A 13503-nucleotide genomic window follows, 5' to 3' on the forward strand; every position below is an offset into this window, starting at 1 on the left:
CGCGCTCTTGCATCTGGCACCCCGGCAAGGGATCAAGGTGCATGATGCATAATTCAGCCGATTCCGCGTTTCGCCAGACCTTGTTAGATCATTTGCCAGACGATGTGCTGCGCGATGCTGAACCACGCTACAGTGAGGAGCCGCGTGGCCGCTGGCAAGGCGCGATAGGTTTGGTTGCGGCGCCGCGTTCAACTGATCAGGTGGCGCAGCTGGTGGCGCTTGCGGCTGACGCGCGTGTGCCCGTTGTGCCTTACGGCGGCGGCACGGGGTTGGTGGGGGGGCAGATCATGCCTGAGGGTCCCGCGCCGCTGGTGATCTCGCTGGAGCGGATGAACAGCATTCGCGCGGTCTATCCGGAGGAAAATGTTCTGATCTGTGACGCGGGCGCCATCCTTGCGCAGGTGCAGCAGGCCGCAGCAGCGGCGGGGCGGCTTTTTCCACTCTCCCTGGCGGCGCAGGGAACAGCGCGGATTGGGGGTAACCTTGCGACAAATGCCGGTGGCACGGGCGTTTTGCGCTATGGAAATGCGCGGGATCTGTGCCTTGGGCTTGAGGCCGTTTTGCCTGATGGCCAAATCTGGCACGGGTTGAAACGGCTGCGCAAGGATAACACCGGCTATGACCTGCGGCACCTGCTGATCGGCTCCGAAGGCACGCTTGGGATTATCACGGCGGCGTCTTTGAAATTGAGCCCGCAACCGGCCCATATGGGGACGGCACTATTCGTTGTGCCCTCGCCGCAGGCTGCATTGTCGCTTCTGGCGCTTGCGCGCGCGCGGCTGGGGGAAATGGTCAGCGCGTTCGAACTGATCAGCGGGCAGGGCTTGGCTTTTTTGAGCGAAACACTGCCTGATGTGCGCCAGCCCTTCGATGTCGCCCCTGCATGGTCTGTCCTGATTGACGTTGGCCTTGTGCAGGGTCTGGACCCGCAGGGCGCGCTGGAGGAGCTCTTTACCTCAGCTCTCTCCGAAGGTCTCGTTGAGGACGGCATCGTGGCACAAAGCCATCAGCAGGCTGCTGATTTCTGGGCCGTGCGCGAGCGTATTCCCGAAGCGAACAAGCGCATAGGTTCAATCTCATCGCATGATGTGTCGCTGCCTCTGGGGGCGCTGCCCGCGTTTATTGACCGGGGCAGAGCCCTTGTGGAGGGTTTGGGCGATTTCCGCATCAATTGCTTTGGACATGTGGGGGACGGAAACCTGCATTATAATGTGTTCCCGGCGCAGGGGGGTCGCGTATCAAACCACCAAAACCAGCGCGCAGAGGTGCAGCGCAGGGTCCATGATCTGGTGCACGACATGGGTGGTTCGGTCAGCGCGGAACACGGGATTGGGCGGCTGAAGGTCGATGATCTGGAACGCTACAGCGACCCGGCCAAACTGGCGGCGATGCGTGCGATTAAAACAGCGCTCGACCCTTTGGGCATCATGAATCCGGGCGCTGTCTTGAATACAGCGCAGATGGCAGTGAAACAGACATAACTTATCTGTGGGCGTGGTTGTTTATCCGCTGTGCAACGCTGATGTCTTAAACACCACAAACAGGATGAAAGCGGGGTTCAGATATGTCATTCACACGCAGACAGGTTTTACTTGGCGGTGCAGCACTGCCCATCGCAGCGCTGGCGATCAGCGGTCACCGGGTTGGCGCAGGTGAAGGCAACATCTATTCCGAGGGCGGTGTTGCTGTGGATGGCAGCGATGTGGTTGCCTATTTTACCGATGGCGCGCCAACCAAGGGCCGTGCGGACATCACCCATAACTGGATGGGCGTCACATGGCGCTTTGCCAGTGAGGAAAACCGGATTGCTTTTGCCGCCGATCCGGTCGCTTATGCCCCGCAATACGGCGGCTTTTGCGCCTATGCCGTCAGCAAAGGCTACACCGCCTCAACCGTACCGGAGGCGTGGAAGATTGTGGATGGCAAGTTATACCTTAACTATTCACGCCGCATTCAACGCAAATGGGAACGTGACGTGGCCGGTAACATCGCCGCAGGGGATGCGAACTGGCCGACGCTTGTTGGCTGATCACAACCCCTCATAGGCGCAGAGCGCGTTGACTTCCACGCCCATGGCCTCAAGCCGCGCGCGCCCGCCAAGATCGGGCAGGTCAATGATGAAGGAGGTTGAGATGATCTCCCCTCCCAACCGCTCGATCAGCTTGATGCCCGCTTCGGCGGTGCCGCCCGTGGCCAGCAGATCATCGACCACCAGCACCTTTTCCCCCGGTTGAATGGCATCATCGTGGATTTCGACAATCGCCTCGCCATATTCCAGCGTATAGGCTTCGCTGATGGTTTTCCCCGGCAACTTACCTTTCTTGCGGATCGGGACGAACCCCTTGGAAAGTTGATGCGCGATGGCGCCACCGAGAATAAACCCGCGTGCCTCCAGCCCCACAACCTTATCAATCTGCAAACCGGCATAGGGGTGCAACATCTGATCAATCGCGATGCGAAACCCGCGCGGATCCGCGAAAAGCGTGGTCACATCGCGGAACATGATGCCCTCATGGGGAAAATCGACGATGGTGCGGATGTAATCTTGTACGGTTTTCATAATGTCTCTCTGGTTTATGCGCGGCGCAGGGTTGCGGTCAGCACGCCCATGCCAATCAAGGTGGCCCCGGCTGCGCGGGTGATCCATGTCAGAACGGAGGGTCTGGCGATGACACGGCGCAATCGATCCGCCAAAAGCGCGTAGGCCAGCGCGTTGAGGGCAGCAAGGGTGACGAAAGTTGCGATCAGGATCGCGAATTGCGGCAAGAGTGCTGCTTCAGGTCGGATGAACTGTGGCACGAAGGCGATGAAAAAGGCGATGGATTTCGGGTTGAGCGCCGTGACCATGGCCGTGTGCCCAAACACACCATTCGCCGTCACATCGCGTGCGGGGGTCAATCCGTCTGTGGGGGCAGAGCGGATCAGCTTGATACCCAGCCAGACCAGATAGGCGGCACCGACCCATTTAAGAACCGTAAAGGCCGTCGCAGAGGCCAGCACGAGCGCGCCAAGGCCCAGCAGAGAAGCAGTCATCGCAATGAGGTCGCCGAAAGCAACGCCTGCTGCCGAGGCCACCGCGACCGACCGCCCTTTGGACAGCGCATAGCTGAGTACCAAAAGCACAGTCGGGCCGGGGATCAGCAGGAGCGCGGTAGAGGCTGCAACAAAGGTCAGCCAGAGGTCGAGAGGCATTTTATGTGTTCCTTAGATCAGAGTACGCGCCCGGCCACGGCATCCAACTTGGCCATGACCGCCGGATCGCGTGCGTCGGGTTGGGTCAGGATGGCATATTCCAGCGCGCGGTCGCAGCCGTGGGGGCAGGGTGCACGCTCGGGCCCGAGCATGGCAGGCAGGCGGCGCACCAGATCGCGGCCGTTGTCTGCGTTGCCCATCAACGTCTTGATGATCTGCGTGACATCCACCTCACCGTGGTCGGGGTGCCAGCTGTCGTAATCGGTGATCATCGCGACCGAGGCGTAACACAGTTCGGCTTCGCGGGCGAGTTTCGCTTCGGGCATGTTGGTCATGCCGATCACATCCGCGCCCCAGCTCGTGCGGTACATTTTGGACTCCGCAAGGGTCGAAAACTGCGGGCCTTCCATCGCCAGATAAGTCCCCCCGTCATGCACCGTGATACCCGCATCGGTAGCCGCCGTATGACAGGCTTTGGACAGACGGGGGCAGGTCGGATGGGCGACGCTGACGTGTGCCACGCAGCCCGTGCCGAAAAACGATTTTTCCCGCGCGAAGGTGCGGTCTATGAACTGATCGACGATGACGAAATCACCCGGTGCCATCTCTTCGCGAAAGGAACCGCAGGCCGACACCGAAATGACATCTGTCACGCCAAGCCGCTTGAGCGCGTCGATATTTGCGCGGTAGGGCACGGTGGTGGGGCTATGCACATGGCCGCGTCCGTGGCGCGGTAAAAAGGCCATCGGGACACCATCAAGTTCCCCGGTCAGAATGTCATCGGATGGCGCGCCCCAAGGCGTTGCAACACGCGTCCATTTTGCTTCTTTCAGCCCATCAATATCATAAAGACCAGATCCACCAATCACGGCTATTTTCGTTTGGGTCATTGAAGCTGTCCTTTTGTGCGTTGCTGGCAGTCTGCCCGCTGAGACGCAGGTTGAAAAGGCACAATTCGCCGTCTTTGATTAAGGGGCTGTGAAGGGTGCGTGCGCCTTGATGTCAGGGCGGGCAGGTGCTGTTCATCATTGATTTACCATGATCAACGACAAAGGGCGGGCTTTTCATTTGTACCGAATAGGTCTAGGGAGCCACCATGTTAGCGCGCGCAGGACGCGGGTTGAGACGACTCAAACTCAGGAAAATGACATTATGGCGCGCGCATCGTTTCGCACCTTTGCAAAGAATTTGGATGTGACAGATCTGCGGTGGATGCCTGATGAAGGTTTTTCACTGGGGCGATTGCGCATCGAGCTGTTGTCAGGCCTGACGGTTGCGCTGGCTTTGGTGCCCGAGGCTGTGGCCTTTGCCTTTGTCGCCGGTGTGCATCCGCTTGTCGGGCTTTATGCGGCGTTTATTGTCGGTTTGATTACAGCTTTGATCGGGGGCCGTCCGGGCATGATTTCCGGTGCGACAGGTGCGCTGGCGGTTGTGATGGTGGCTTTGGTGGCCGAACATGGTGTGGAATATCTGTTCGCAACGGTCGTTCTGATGGGGTTTTTGCAGGTGTTTGCCGGTGTCATGCAATGGGGCAAGTTCATCCGGCTGGTGCCGCATCCCGTGATGCTGGGCTTTGTCAACGGGTTGGCAATCGTGATTTTTCTGGCGCAACTCAGCCAGTTCAAAGTGCCGGGAACTCTTGAGAATACAGGGCATGGTATGGGTGGAGGAGAGTGGTTGTCGGGACAGCCGCTCGCGCTGATGTTGCTGCTTGTGGCGGCGACCATGGCGATCATCTGGGTGATGCCCCGCATCACGCGCGCAATCCCGGCGCCTTTGGCGGGCATCGGTGTTGTTGCCGCGGTTGTGATCTTTTTCGGGTTGGATGTGCCGCGTGTCGGCGATCTTGCATCCATTCAGGGCGGTTTCCCGAGTTTCCATATTCCCATGGTGCCTTTGAATCTGGAGACGCTGGAAATTATTCTGCCCTATGCGATCATTCTGGCGGCGATTGGATTGATCGAAAGCCTGCTGACGCTGAACCTTGTGGGTGATATGACGGGTAAGCGCGGCGGGGCTTCGCAGGAGTGTATCGCTCAGGGGCTCGCCAATACGGTCACCGGTTTCTTTGGTGGCATGGGCGGCTGTGCGATGATTGGTCAGTCGATGATCAACGTGAAATCCGGTGGTCGTACGCGCGTCGCGGGCATTGCTGCTGCAGTGTTTTTGCTGTTGTTTATTCTTGTTGGCAGTTCGATTATTGAGCTTATCCCGCTCGCCGCCTTGGTGGGTGTGATGTTCATGGTGGTGATCGGCACATTCGCTTGGAACTCCCTGACCATCCTGCGCAAAGTACCGCTGACCGATGCCTTTGTCATATTGCTGGTGACGGTGGTGACCGTGATGGAAGATCTGGCGGTTGCCGTGGTGGTCGGCGTGATCGTGAGTGCGCTGGCCTATGCGTGGAATAATGCGCGCCGGATTCATGCCAAGGTCTACAGCACCCCTGAAGGTGCCCGGGTTTATCAGGTACAGGGACCTTTGTTTTTCGGGTCCTCAGATGGTTTTACTGAGCTGTTTGATGTTGAGGGCGACCCATCGGAAGTAATCGTTGATTTTGCGGACAGCCGTGTGGTGGATCAATCCGCGCTGCAGGCCATTGAGGCGATTGCCGGGAAATATGAAGCGCAAGGGAAGCGTATCCAACTGCGTCACCTGAGCCATGACTGCCACAAACTGCTGAATAAAGCGGGGCATCTCATGGTGGATAGCGATGACGATCCGGACTATGCGCTGGCGGTAAATTACAGTGTTCGCACGGGGGTTTTGGGCGGGCACTGACGGTTTGGCGGCGCTGTTGGCCTTTGGCCAATGCGCCCCACCCACCGTCCCATTGCCGCGGAGCGCGGGAATGTGCGTGAATCCCATGGCGATGATGCTTAGTCGTCAGGCCGCGAAAGTTCGAAAACCTCACTTACTTTGGTGTAATCCCGGTAGCCCATCCTGCTGAGCGGATTGAAGGTTGTCACATCGAACCGGCCGTTAATCAGCGTATCATCGCGCATGTGGACGCCGACGACCTCACCGAACACCACGAAATTATGCGCGCCTTCGATCTTGACGATCTGCGTCATGCGGCATTCCAGCGCTGCCGGTGCGCCGGTGACCCGCGCGCAGTCGATTTCGTGGCAGGGCGTTGGTGCGATACCGGCGTGTTCGAATTCATCAACCTCGCGCGCGAGGCCCTCTGATGAGGCATTCATCACGTTGCGCATTTCATATTCGACGATATTGACGCAGAAGACACCGGTTTCGCGAATATTGGCGACGGAGTCTTTGGTGTCGCCGCGATCTGGCTTGGCCGAAGTGGAGGCGAACATCACCTGGGGGGGCACATAGGCCACCGCGTTAAAAAAGGAATAGGGCGCAAGGTTGTTCGCCCCTGCCGCATCGCGCGTTGAAATCCATCCGATGGGGCGCGGCGACACGATTGCGTTGAAGGGGTTATGCGGCAGGCTGTGGCCTTCTTGCGGACGGTAGAACATAGTCACTCCTGATGGTTTGCAGGCGGCATATCCCATGTGATAGGGCCGGACCACCTGAAACACGACGCATCCCTCAAACGGCGCTTTATTCCTGTGTATACCCTGACCCATGAAACCGAGCAGGACCATCACGAGGTCGAAGCGCTTTATGATCTTTGCTTTGCGCCGGGCCGTGAAGCATTGTCGTCTTATCGGTTGCGCGATGATGTGCCGCCGGTTGAAAACCTCAGCCATGTTGCGCGCGACCGGGACGGGATCCTCGGTGGGGCCATCCGCTATTGGCCGGTGCGGATTGGCGAGGCGAGTGCGCTGCTTTTGGGGCCGGTTGCGGTACACCCCACCCGACAGGGCGAAGGGCTGGCATCGCTGTTGATCCGCAGCACACTTGATTTGGCCGCAGAGGCGGGATGGCAGCGGGTCATGCTGGTTGGGGACGCGCCCTATTATCAGCGGTATCAATTTACGCGCCTGAGCGATGTGAACATGCCCCCACCGACAAACCCTGATCGTGTGCTGGGGCGTGCGCTTGTGCCGGGTGCCTGGGACGGGGTGGTCGGTGAAGTGACGCGCTGGCGCGCGGATTGAAATCGCACCGCGCAGATCCCATCTTGGGACGTAGGAGGGCATATGGACCTGATTAACGTCAACGATTTGCCGGATACTGAGGCACGACTGGACGCTCTGGCGGAACGCTATCGGCGCGCTGGCGGCTTTGGGGTTGAAGTCCTGAACCTGATTGGCGGGCGTGCCGAAGGGTTGCTCGACCGGTTGCCATCGCCCGTGCGGAGTGGTTTGGAACAGGCCACGACCCGCGCGCTGGAGCAGGCCATGAAAGCAGCACATGGCAGTCGCGGCGTTGTGCCGGATCAAAAGGGATGGCTGAACTCCGCTGTTGGTGCGGCGATGGGGGCTGTTGGCGGGATGGGTGGATTGCCGACTGCCCTGGCAGAACTGCCGGTGACCACGACGCTTTTGTTGCGCGTCATTCAGGGTGCCGCACAAGAGCAGGGTTTCGATGCCGCTTCAGAAAGCGTTCAGTTTGATTGCATCCGTGTCTTCTCATCGGCTGGTCCTCTGGAGGCGGACGACGGGGCTGATCTTGCGTTCATTTCCGCGCGCGTGACCCTGACGGGGGCCGCGGTGCAAGGGCTTATTGGCCGGGTGTCGCCACGGCTGGCGACTGTTTTGGGTCAAAAACTTGCCGCACAGACTGTGCCCATCTTGGGGGCTGTGGCCGGGGCTGCGACCAATTACGCCTACACCAGTTATTATCAGGAAATGGCGCATGTCCATTTTGGGTTGCGCAGACTGGCCATTGACGCCGACGTTCCCGTTGAGGATCTGGTGGAACGTTTGCGCCTTCGGCTGGAGAAGAGGGCCTTGGTGTAGATGCGCCTGTTCTCTCAAAATGTGGTATTAACGCGCTTTTAACCAAGCTCACCTAGTGGTAGGCTGTATGAAATTGTTAGAAACAGGCCTTATGTTGTGGCATATGTATATTAACCGTTTGGTTTTTTCGGGTTTATGAGCACACATCAGCGAAATATGATAAAGCAACTCCCTATTTCTCTGCCAGATGGTAGAAAATCAGATGTGAGATCGCAGTTTGCCGCGCTTTGCTATCGGATACGCAAGGATAAAGTGCAGGTTTTGCTGATTACATCGCGCAATACCAAACGCTGGATTGTGCCCAAGGGTTGGCCCATGGACGGCAAGACGCCTGCGGAATCGGCGGCAATCGAAGCATGGGAAGAGGCTGGCGTGCGCGGACAGAGCGATGGGCGCTGCATCGGTATTTTTTCTTATAGTAAGGAAACCGATACCCAAGGCGAACTGCCCTGTCTTGCAATGGTTTTCGCCGTAGAGGTCACGTCGCTGGCTGATGTGTTTCCCGAAGTCTCTCAACGCAAAAGAACCTGGGTGTCGCGCAAGAAGGCTGCGAAAATGGTCGAAGAGCCGGAATTGGCGCGCATTCTCCTTGATTTTGATCCGCGCATGTATCGCTAGCGCGGCTTGACCTTCGCGTCTGCAGTCGCCACTTTCTATGCAACAATGGAATGCGGAGTACCCTGCGCAGCATGATTCAATACGCTTTGAAATGTGATAACGGTCATCAGTTCGAAAGCTGGTTTCAATCGGCATCGGCCTTTGATGCGCTTGTCGGGTCCGGGCATTTGTCCTGCGTGCAGTGCGGCAGCACCGACGTGGCCAAGGCGATTATGTCGCCGCGTGTGTCCAGCAATGCGCAGGCACCGAAAACGCCGAGCTTGAGCAAGCCTGAGACGGACAACGAAAAAGCGCTCACAGCACTGCGCAAGCATGTCGAGGAAAACGCAGATTATGTCGGTGGTAATTTTGCCGAAGAAGCGCGTTCCATGTATCTGGGCGCAACACCAGAGCGTGCGATCTACGGCGAGGCGAATGGTGCAGAAGCAAAAGCACTGATTGAAGATGGGGTACCCGTTGCGCCGCTTCCTTTTTTGCCTAATCGAAAGGCGAACTGAAAAATGACAGTTTTGATTACCGGCACCAACCGTGGGATTGGCGCAGGATTGGCGGCGGCCTACAGGGCGCGCGGGGATGAGGTTGTGGGCACAACGCGCGAGGGTGACTGGCCGCTGGATGTCACAAATCCCGCCAGCCATGCGGCACTGGCACAGCAGTTAAATGGCCGACCGATTGATTTGCTGGTGTGCAATGCAGGGGTTTATCTGGACAAGGCTGAAACGCTTGACGGTGGCTTTGCCGCTGAGCTTTGGGCGGATACCTTTGCTGCCAATGTCACGGGCGTTTTTCTAACCATTCAAAGCCTGTTGCCGAACCTTAAATCCGCAAATGCCGCGCGGATTGCAATTATTTCCTCGACGATGGCGTCAAGTGAACGTGCGCCCGGCGGCAGTTACATCTACCGGGCGTCCAAGGCGGCGGTACTGAACCTCGGGCGCAACCTTGCAACTGACCTTGCAGGTCAGGGTATCGCCGTTGGTATTTATCACCCCGGCTGGGTGGTGACGGACATGGGCGGGGCGGCTGCGGATATCTCCATTGACGAGGCTGTATCGGGTCTTGTCGCGCGGTTTGATGATTTGAACGTCAACAAGACGGGCGTTTTTGAAACCTGGGACGGTCGTCCGCACGCCTATTAAGCGCAAAATTGCTAACTTGCATCCCATCGGTGGCGACTGCGGAAGAGGCAAAGTGCTTGTGTGTTATGGGCGTTGCGCGTAAACCCGCCGCGACTGACGCGAGGGACACACAAATGCCTGTTCTGGTAATGAAATTCGGGGGGACTTCGGTCGCGACGCTGGACCGTATCCGGCGCGTGGCCAAACGGGTCGGAGTCGAGGTTGCAAATGGCTATGATGTCATCGTGATCGTCTCGGCCATGTCGGGGAAAACCAATGAACTGGTCGGGTGGGTCAATGAAATCTCGCCGCTCTGTGATGCTCGCGAGTTTGATGCTGTTGTGTCCTCGGGCGAGAATGTGACAGCAGGCCTCATGGCGTTGACCCTGCAGGAAATGGACGTGCCCGCGCGCAGTTGGCAAGGCTGGCAGGTGCCGGTCAAGACCACCAACGCGCATTCCTCCGCCCGCATCGAAGAGATCCCGACCGAAAACATACGTGCAAAATTCGCTGAAGGTATGCGGGTCGCCGTTGTCGCAGGTTTTCAGGGGATTAGCCCGGAGGGGCGCATCACCACGCTCGGTCGGGGTGGTTCGGACACCACGGCTGTGGCCTTTGCCGCCGCCTTTGAGGCCGAGCGTTGCGATATCTACACGGATGTGGATGGGGTATATACGACGGATCCGCGGGTCAGCGCCAAAGCGCGAAAACTCGATAAGATCGCCTTTGAAGAGATGCTCGAACTGGCGTCCTTGGGGGCGAAAGTCCTGCAAACCCGTTCGGTTGAACTGGCAATGCGCTACAAAGTGAAACTGCGCGTGCTGAGCAGTTTTGAGGAACAATCTGACACAGCGGGAACGCTGGTTTGTGATGAGGAGGAAATCATGGAAAGCAATGTAGTCGCCGGTGTCGCCTTCAGCCGCGATGAGGCCAAAATGACCCTAGTCAGCGTGGCGGACCGCCCCGGTATCGCGGCGAATATTTTCAGCGCGCTGAGCGATGCAGGTGTCAACGTCGACATGATTGTGCAGAATATCGCCGAAGAGGGGCGCACCGATATGACATGGTCCTGCCCCACCGATCATGTGGCGCGCGCCCAAAAAGCCGTGGAAAATGCAAAGTCTGAAGGCGTTATTAACTATCACGAGGCCATCGCGGACCTTGATGTTGCCAAGGTTTCTGTGGTTGGCATTGGCATGCGCAGCCATACGGGTGTTGCCGCCAAGATGTTTCAGGTACTGAGTGCTGAAGGTATCAACATCAAGGTTATCACCACCTCGGAAATCAAGATTTCTGTGCTGATTGACCGGAAATACATGGAACTTGCCGTGCAAGCCCTGCATGATGCCTTCGAATTGGAAAAGGCCGCCTGACCGTCACACGCAAAATGGCGTCGCGCATATGGGAAGGAAGCATACGTGGCTGAACGTCTCGAAAGTGAGTCGCGCAAATTACTGGGGCGATTGCGCGATGCGATGGCCGGTCTTGCTGCCGGGCAGGAACGGCTCGACGAGATCACATCGCTGATCGCAGACAGCATGGACTGTGAAGTCTGCTCAATCTATCTGTTCCGGGATGCTGAAACGCTGGAACTATGCGCAACCAAAGGCCTCAACAAAGAGGCTGTGCATAAAACCCGCATGAAGCTCGGTGAGGGCCTCGTGGGGCGTGTCGCAAAACGACGCGCCATTGTGAACACGCCGGATGCGCCACAGGCGAAGGGTTTCCGCTATATGCCGGAAACGGGCGAAGAGGTGTTTTCCAGTTTCCTCGGCATTCCAATTCAGCGCCTTGGCGAAGCGCTCGGTGTGCTTGTGGTTCAGTCGCGCGCGGCACGGGAGTTTTCTGCGGACGAAGTCTATGCGCTTGAAGTTGTCGCGATGGTGCTGGCCGAAATGACCGAACTGGGCGCTTTCGTGGGCGAGGGGGCTGCAATGTCGGCGCGGCATTCGCAGCCTGCGATGTTTCCCGGAACCGTTGGGCAGGAAGGCGCCGCTGAGGGCCATGTCTGGCTGCATGAACCCCGTGTTGTGGTGACAAACCCGATCGCGGATGATCCTGTGCGCGAGGCGGAGCGTCTTGGCGAAGCTGTCGAAGAGCTGCGTGTTGGCGTGGACAAGATGATGCAGATTGCCGGAGGGCAGGACAAGGACCAGCGTCAGGTGTTGGAAGCCTACCGCATGTTTGCCAATTCCAAAGGGTGGATGCGGCGCATGCAGGAGGACATCTCCAACGGGCTGTCCGCAGAGGCGGCGGTCGAAAAAGAGCAATCGACCGCACGGGCGCGTATGTCACAGATCACGGATGGATATTTGCGTGAACGCTTGAGTGACCTTGATGATCTGTCCAACCGGCTGTTGCGCATACTGACCGGGCAGGGGGCCGACACGGGAGCCGAGATGCCAGCTGACCCGATCCTGATTGCACGCAACATCGGACCGGCTGAACTTTTGGAATATGGGCGCAAGCTCAAGGGAATCGTTCTTGAAGAAGGCTCTGTCGGCAGCCATGCGGCGGTGGTCGCGCGTGCGCTTGCCATCCCGCTGATCGTACATGCCCAACGGATCACTACCGAAGCCCTGAACGGCGATCATATCATGGTCGATGGTGAGCAGGGCATCGCACACCTGCGGCCGGACGAATCCGTTGTCTCTGCGTTTAGGGATAAAATTGCGATGCTCGCGGCGGCGCAGGAGCGGTATGCGTCAATTCGGGATAAATCCGCGATCACGCAGGACGGGTGCACCGTGACGCTCCACATGAATGCTGGGTTGATGGCTGATTTGCCCTCCTTGGTGTCCTCGGGGGCAGAAGGCGTCGGGCTTTTCCGGACCGAACTGCAGTTCCTCGTGCGAAATCAGATGCCACGACGATCCGAACTTGTTGCCCTTTACGACCGCGTTCTCGATGCCGCACAAGGCAAACGCGTCGTCTTTCGGACACTCGATATCGGCTCAGACAAAGTGCTGCCCTATATGAAACCGAACGATGAGCCGAACCCGGCGCTCGGATGGCGGGCCATACGTGTCGGTCTGGACAAACCGGGTATCATGCGTATGCAGTTGCAAGCGCTTATTCGGGCTGCAAATGGACGCCCGCTCACTGTGATGTTTCCCTTTGTCGCGCAGATGGAGGAATACACCGAAGCGCGTCGCCTGATGGATAAAACAGTGGCAGCCGAAGCGCGTTTGGGTCACGTATTGCCAGAAACGATTGAAATCGGCGCAATGCTTGAAACCCCGAGCCTTGCGTTTGCCCCCAACAAGTTCTTTGAAGACGTGGATTTCCTGTCGATCGGGGGGAATGATCTCAAACAGTTTTTCTTTGCAGCGGATCGTGAAAACGAGCGTGTCCGCCGGCGCTATGACACATTGAACATCTCGTTTTTGACCTTTGTGGAGCGGATCGTGGAACGCTGCGATGCGACGGGAACTCCTGTCTCTTTTTGTGGAGAGGATGCGGGGCGCCCGGTTGAGGCTTTGTGCTTTGCGGCCATGGGCTTGCGTAGCCTGTCTATGAGGCCTGCCTCCATCGGTCCTGTGAAAAACCTTTTGAGGCGCTGTGATCTTGGTGAGGTGCGTAAGGTAATCGCAGACTCGCGTCATCGTGGTGAGATGTCGGTGCGACCCGCGGTCATGGAATGGTTGCGCGGACAGGGTTGATCTATTGGAAGGTTTGCACGGAACGAGCGGAAAAGTAAG

At 58.0% G+C, this 13503-nt stretch carries 14 protein-coding genes; 10 read left to right on the forward strand and 4 right to left on the reverse strand.

Features of this window, described 5'->3' with window-relative positions; genetic code table 11:
• The first annotated feature begins 41 nt into the window (after positions 1-41).
• Together K5Q35_RS01115 and K5Q35_RS01120 are read left to right on the forward strand one after the other, a co-directional pair.
• Complete coding sequence (locus K5Q35_RS01115; RefSeq protein ID WP_220798122.1) at positions 42-1481, forward strand: FAD-binding oxidoreductase; 1440 nt, start codon at positions 42-44, stop codon at positions 1479-1481.
• A gap of 83 nt (positions 1482-1564) precedes the next feature.
• The gene (locus K5Q35_RS01120; RefSeq protein WP_220798123.1) at positions 1565-2029 is read left to right on the forward strand and encodes a YHS domain-containing (seleno)protein; all 465 of its coding nucleotides are present in this window, start codon (positions 1565-1567) and stop codon (positions 2027-2029) included.
• Here the strand turns inward: K5Q35_RS01120 and K5Q35_RS01125 are convergent, their stop codons facing one another.
• The 3 genes from K5Q35_RS01125 to K5Q35_RS01135 are packed head-to-tail and all read right to left on the reverse strand — an operon-like array spanning position 2030 to position 4082.
• The gene (locus K5Q35_RS01125) at positions 2030-2560 is read right to left on the reverse strand and encodes an adenine phosphoribosyltransferase (RefSeq protein ID WP_011568360.1); all 531 of its coding nucleotides are present in this window, start codon (positions 2558-2560) and stop codon (positions 2030-2032) included.
• A 14-nt stretch (positions 2561-2574) separates the two neighbouring features.
• Complete coding sequence (locus tag K5Q35_RS01130; protein ID WP_220798124.1) at positions 2575-3192, reverse strand: LysE family translocator; 618 nt, start codon at positions 3190-3192, stop codon at positions 2575-2577.
• A gap of 17 nt (positions 3193-3209) precedes the next feature.
• Complete coding sequence (locus tag K5Q35_RS01135; RefSeq protein WP_220798125.1) at positions 3210-4082, reverse strand: S-methyl-5'-thioadenosine phosphorylase; 873 nt, start codon at positions 4080-4082, stop codon at positions 3210-3212.
• Positions 4083-4344: 262 nt separating this feature from the next.
• On the opposite strand from K5Q35_RS01135, the gene K5Q35_RS01140 reads away from it, so the two are divergent.
• The gene (locus tag K5Q35_RS01140) at positions 4345-5973 is read left to right on the forward strand and encodes a SulP family inorganic anion transporter (protein ID WP_220798126.1); all 1629 of its coding nucleotides are present in this window, start codon (positions 4345-4347) and stop codon (positions 5971-5973) included.
• Between the two features lie 98 nt (positions 5974-6071).
• On the opposite strand, the gene K5Q35_RS01145 is transcribed toward K5Q35_RS01140, so the two are convergent.
• Positions 6072-6677 (reverse strand): flavin reductase family protein, encoded by a 606-nt coding sequence (locus K5Q35_RS01145; protein ID WP_220798127.1) that lies wholly within the window; start codon positions 6675-6677, stop codon positions 6072-6074.
• 93 nt (positions 6678-6770) lie between these two features.
• Between K5Q35_RS01145 and K5Q35_RS01150 the strand changes: the two genes are divergently transcribed.
• The 7 genes from K5Q35_RS01150 to ptsP all read left to right on the forward strand — a co-directional run bounded on the left by K5Q35_RS01150 (position 6771) and on the right by ptsP (position 13464).
• The gene (locus K5Q35_RS01150) at positions 6771-7262 is read left to right on the forward strand and encodes a GNAT family N-acetyltransferase (RefSeq protein WP_220798128.1); all 492 of its coding nucleotides are present in this window, start codon (positions 6771-6773) and stop codon (positions 7260-7262) included.
• A 42-nt stretch (positions 7263-7304) separates the two neighbouring features.
• A complete protein-coding gene (locus tag K5Q35_RS01155; RefSeq protein ID WP_220798129.1) occupies positions 7305-8066 on the forward strand; it encodes an EcsC family protein in 762 nt (253 codons plus the stop codon).
• Between the two features lie 156 nt (positions 8067-8222).
• Positions 8223-8684 carry an NUDIX hydrolase gene (locus K5Q35_RS01160; RefSeq protein WP_044025237.1) on the forward strand — a complete coding sequence of 154 codons (462 nt, stop codon included), beginning with the start codon at positions 8223-8225 and terminating at the stop codon, positions 8682-8684.
• Between the two features lie 71 nt (positions 8685-8755).
• The gene (locus K5Q35_RS01165; protein WP_220798130.1) at positions 8756-9181 is read left to right on the forward strand and encodes a DUF1178 family protein; all 426 of its coding nucleotides are present in this window, start codon (positions 8756-8758) and stop codon (positions 9179-9181) included.
• Between the two features lie 3 nt (positions 9182-9184).
• The gene (locus K5Q35_RS01170) at positions 9185-9823 is read left to right on the forward strand and encodes an SDR family NAD(P)-dependent oxidoreductase (RefSeq protein ID WP_220798131.1); all 639 of its coding nucleotides are present in this window, start codon (positions 9185-9187) and stop codon (positions 9821-9823) included.
• A 113-nt stretch (positions 9824-9936) separates the two neighbouring features.
• Positions 9937-11175, forward strand: coding sequence for an aspartate kinase (locus tag K5Q35_RS01175; protein ID WP_013961234.1), 1239 nt, complete (start codon positions 9937-9939; stop codon positions 11173-11175).
• A 45-nt stretch (positions 11176-11220) separates the two neighbouring features.
• A complete protein-coding gene (gene ptsP, locus K5Q35_RS01180; RefSeq protein ID WP_013961235.1) occupies positions 11221-13464 on the forward strand; it encodes a phosphoenolpyruvate--protein phosphotransferase in 2244 nt (747 codons plus the stop codon).
• Positions 13465-13503 lie beyond the last annotated feature (39 nt).

The organism is Roseobacter sp. OBYS 0001 (genome assembly GCF_019654895.1).
Classification (GTDB): Bacteria; Pseudomonadota; Alphaproteobacteria; order Rhodobacterales; family Rhodobacteraceae; genus Roseobacter; species Roseobacter litoralis.

What these genes read in the sequence shown, in the direction of transcription:
- K5Q35_RS01115 (WP_220798122.1), top strand. Translation starts at nt 42, where the DNA reads ATGATGCATAATTCAGCCGATTCCGCGTTTCGCCAGACCTTGTTAGAT.
- K5Q35_RS01120 (WP_220798123.1), top strand. Translation starts at nt 1,565, where the DNA reads ATGTCATTCACACGCAGACAGGTTTTACTTGGCGGTGCAGCACTGCCC.
- K5Q35_RS01125 (WP_011568360.1), bottom strand. Translation starts at nt 2,560, where the DNA reads ATGAAAACCGTACAAGATTACATCCGCACCATCGTCGATTTTCCCCAT.
- K5Q35_RS01130 (WP_220798124.1), bottom strand. Translation starts at nt 3,192, where the DNA reads ATGCCTCTCGACCTCTGGCTGACCTTTGTTGCAGCCTCTACCGCGCTC.
- K5Q35_RS01135 (WP_220798125.1), bottom strand. Translation starts at nt 4,082, where the DNA reads ATGACCCAAACGAAAATAGCCGTGATTGGTGGATCTGGTCTTTATGAT.
- K5Q35_RS01140 (WP_220798126.1), top strand. Translation starts at nt 4,345, where the DNA reads ATGGCGCGCGCATCGTTTCGCACCTTTGCAAAGAATTTGGATGTGACA.
- K5Q35_RS01145 (WP_220798127.1), bottom strand. Translation starts at nt 6,677, where the DNA reads ATGTTCTACCGTCCGCAAGAAGGCCACAGCCTGCCGCATAACCCCTTC.
- K5Q35_RS01155 (WP_220798129.1), top strand. Translation starts at nt 7,305, where the DNA reads ATGGACCTGATTAACGTCAACGATTTGCCGGATACTGAGGCACGACTG.
- K5Q35_RS01160 (WP_044025237.1), top strand. Translation starts at nt 8,223, where the DNA reads ATGATAAAGCAACTCCCTATTTCTCTGCCAGATGGTAGAAAATCAGAT.
- K5Q35_RS01165 (WP_220798130.1), top strand. Translation starts at nt 8,756, where the DNA reads ATGATTCAATACGCTTTGAAATGTGATAACGGTCATCAGTTCGAAAGC.
- K5Q35_RS01170 (WP_220798131.1), top strand. Translation starts at nt 9,185, where the DNA reads ATGACAGTTTTGATTACCGGCACCAACCGTGGGATTGGCGCAGGATTG.
- K5Q35_RS01175 (WP_013961234.1), top strand. Translation starts at nt 9,937, where the DNA reads ATGCCTGTTCTGGTAATGAAATTCGGGGGGACTTCGGTCGCGACGCTG.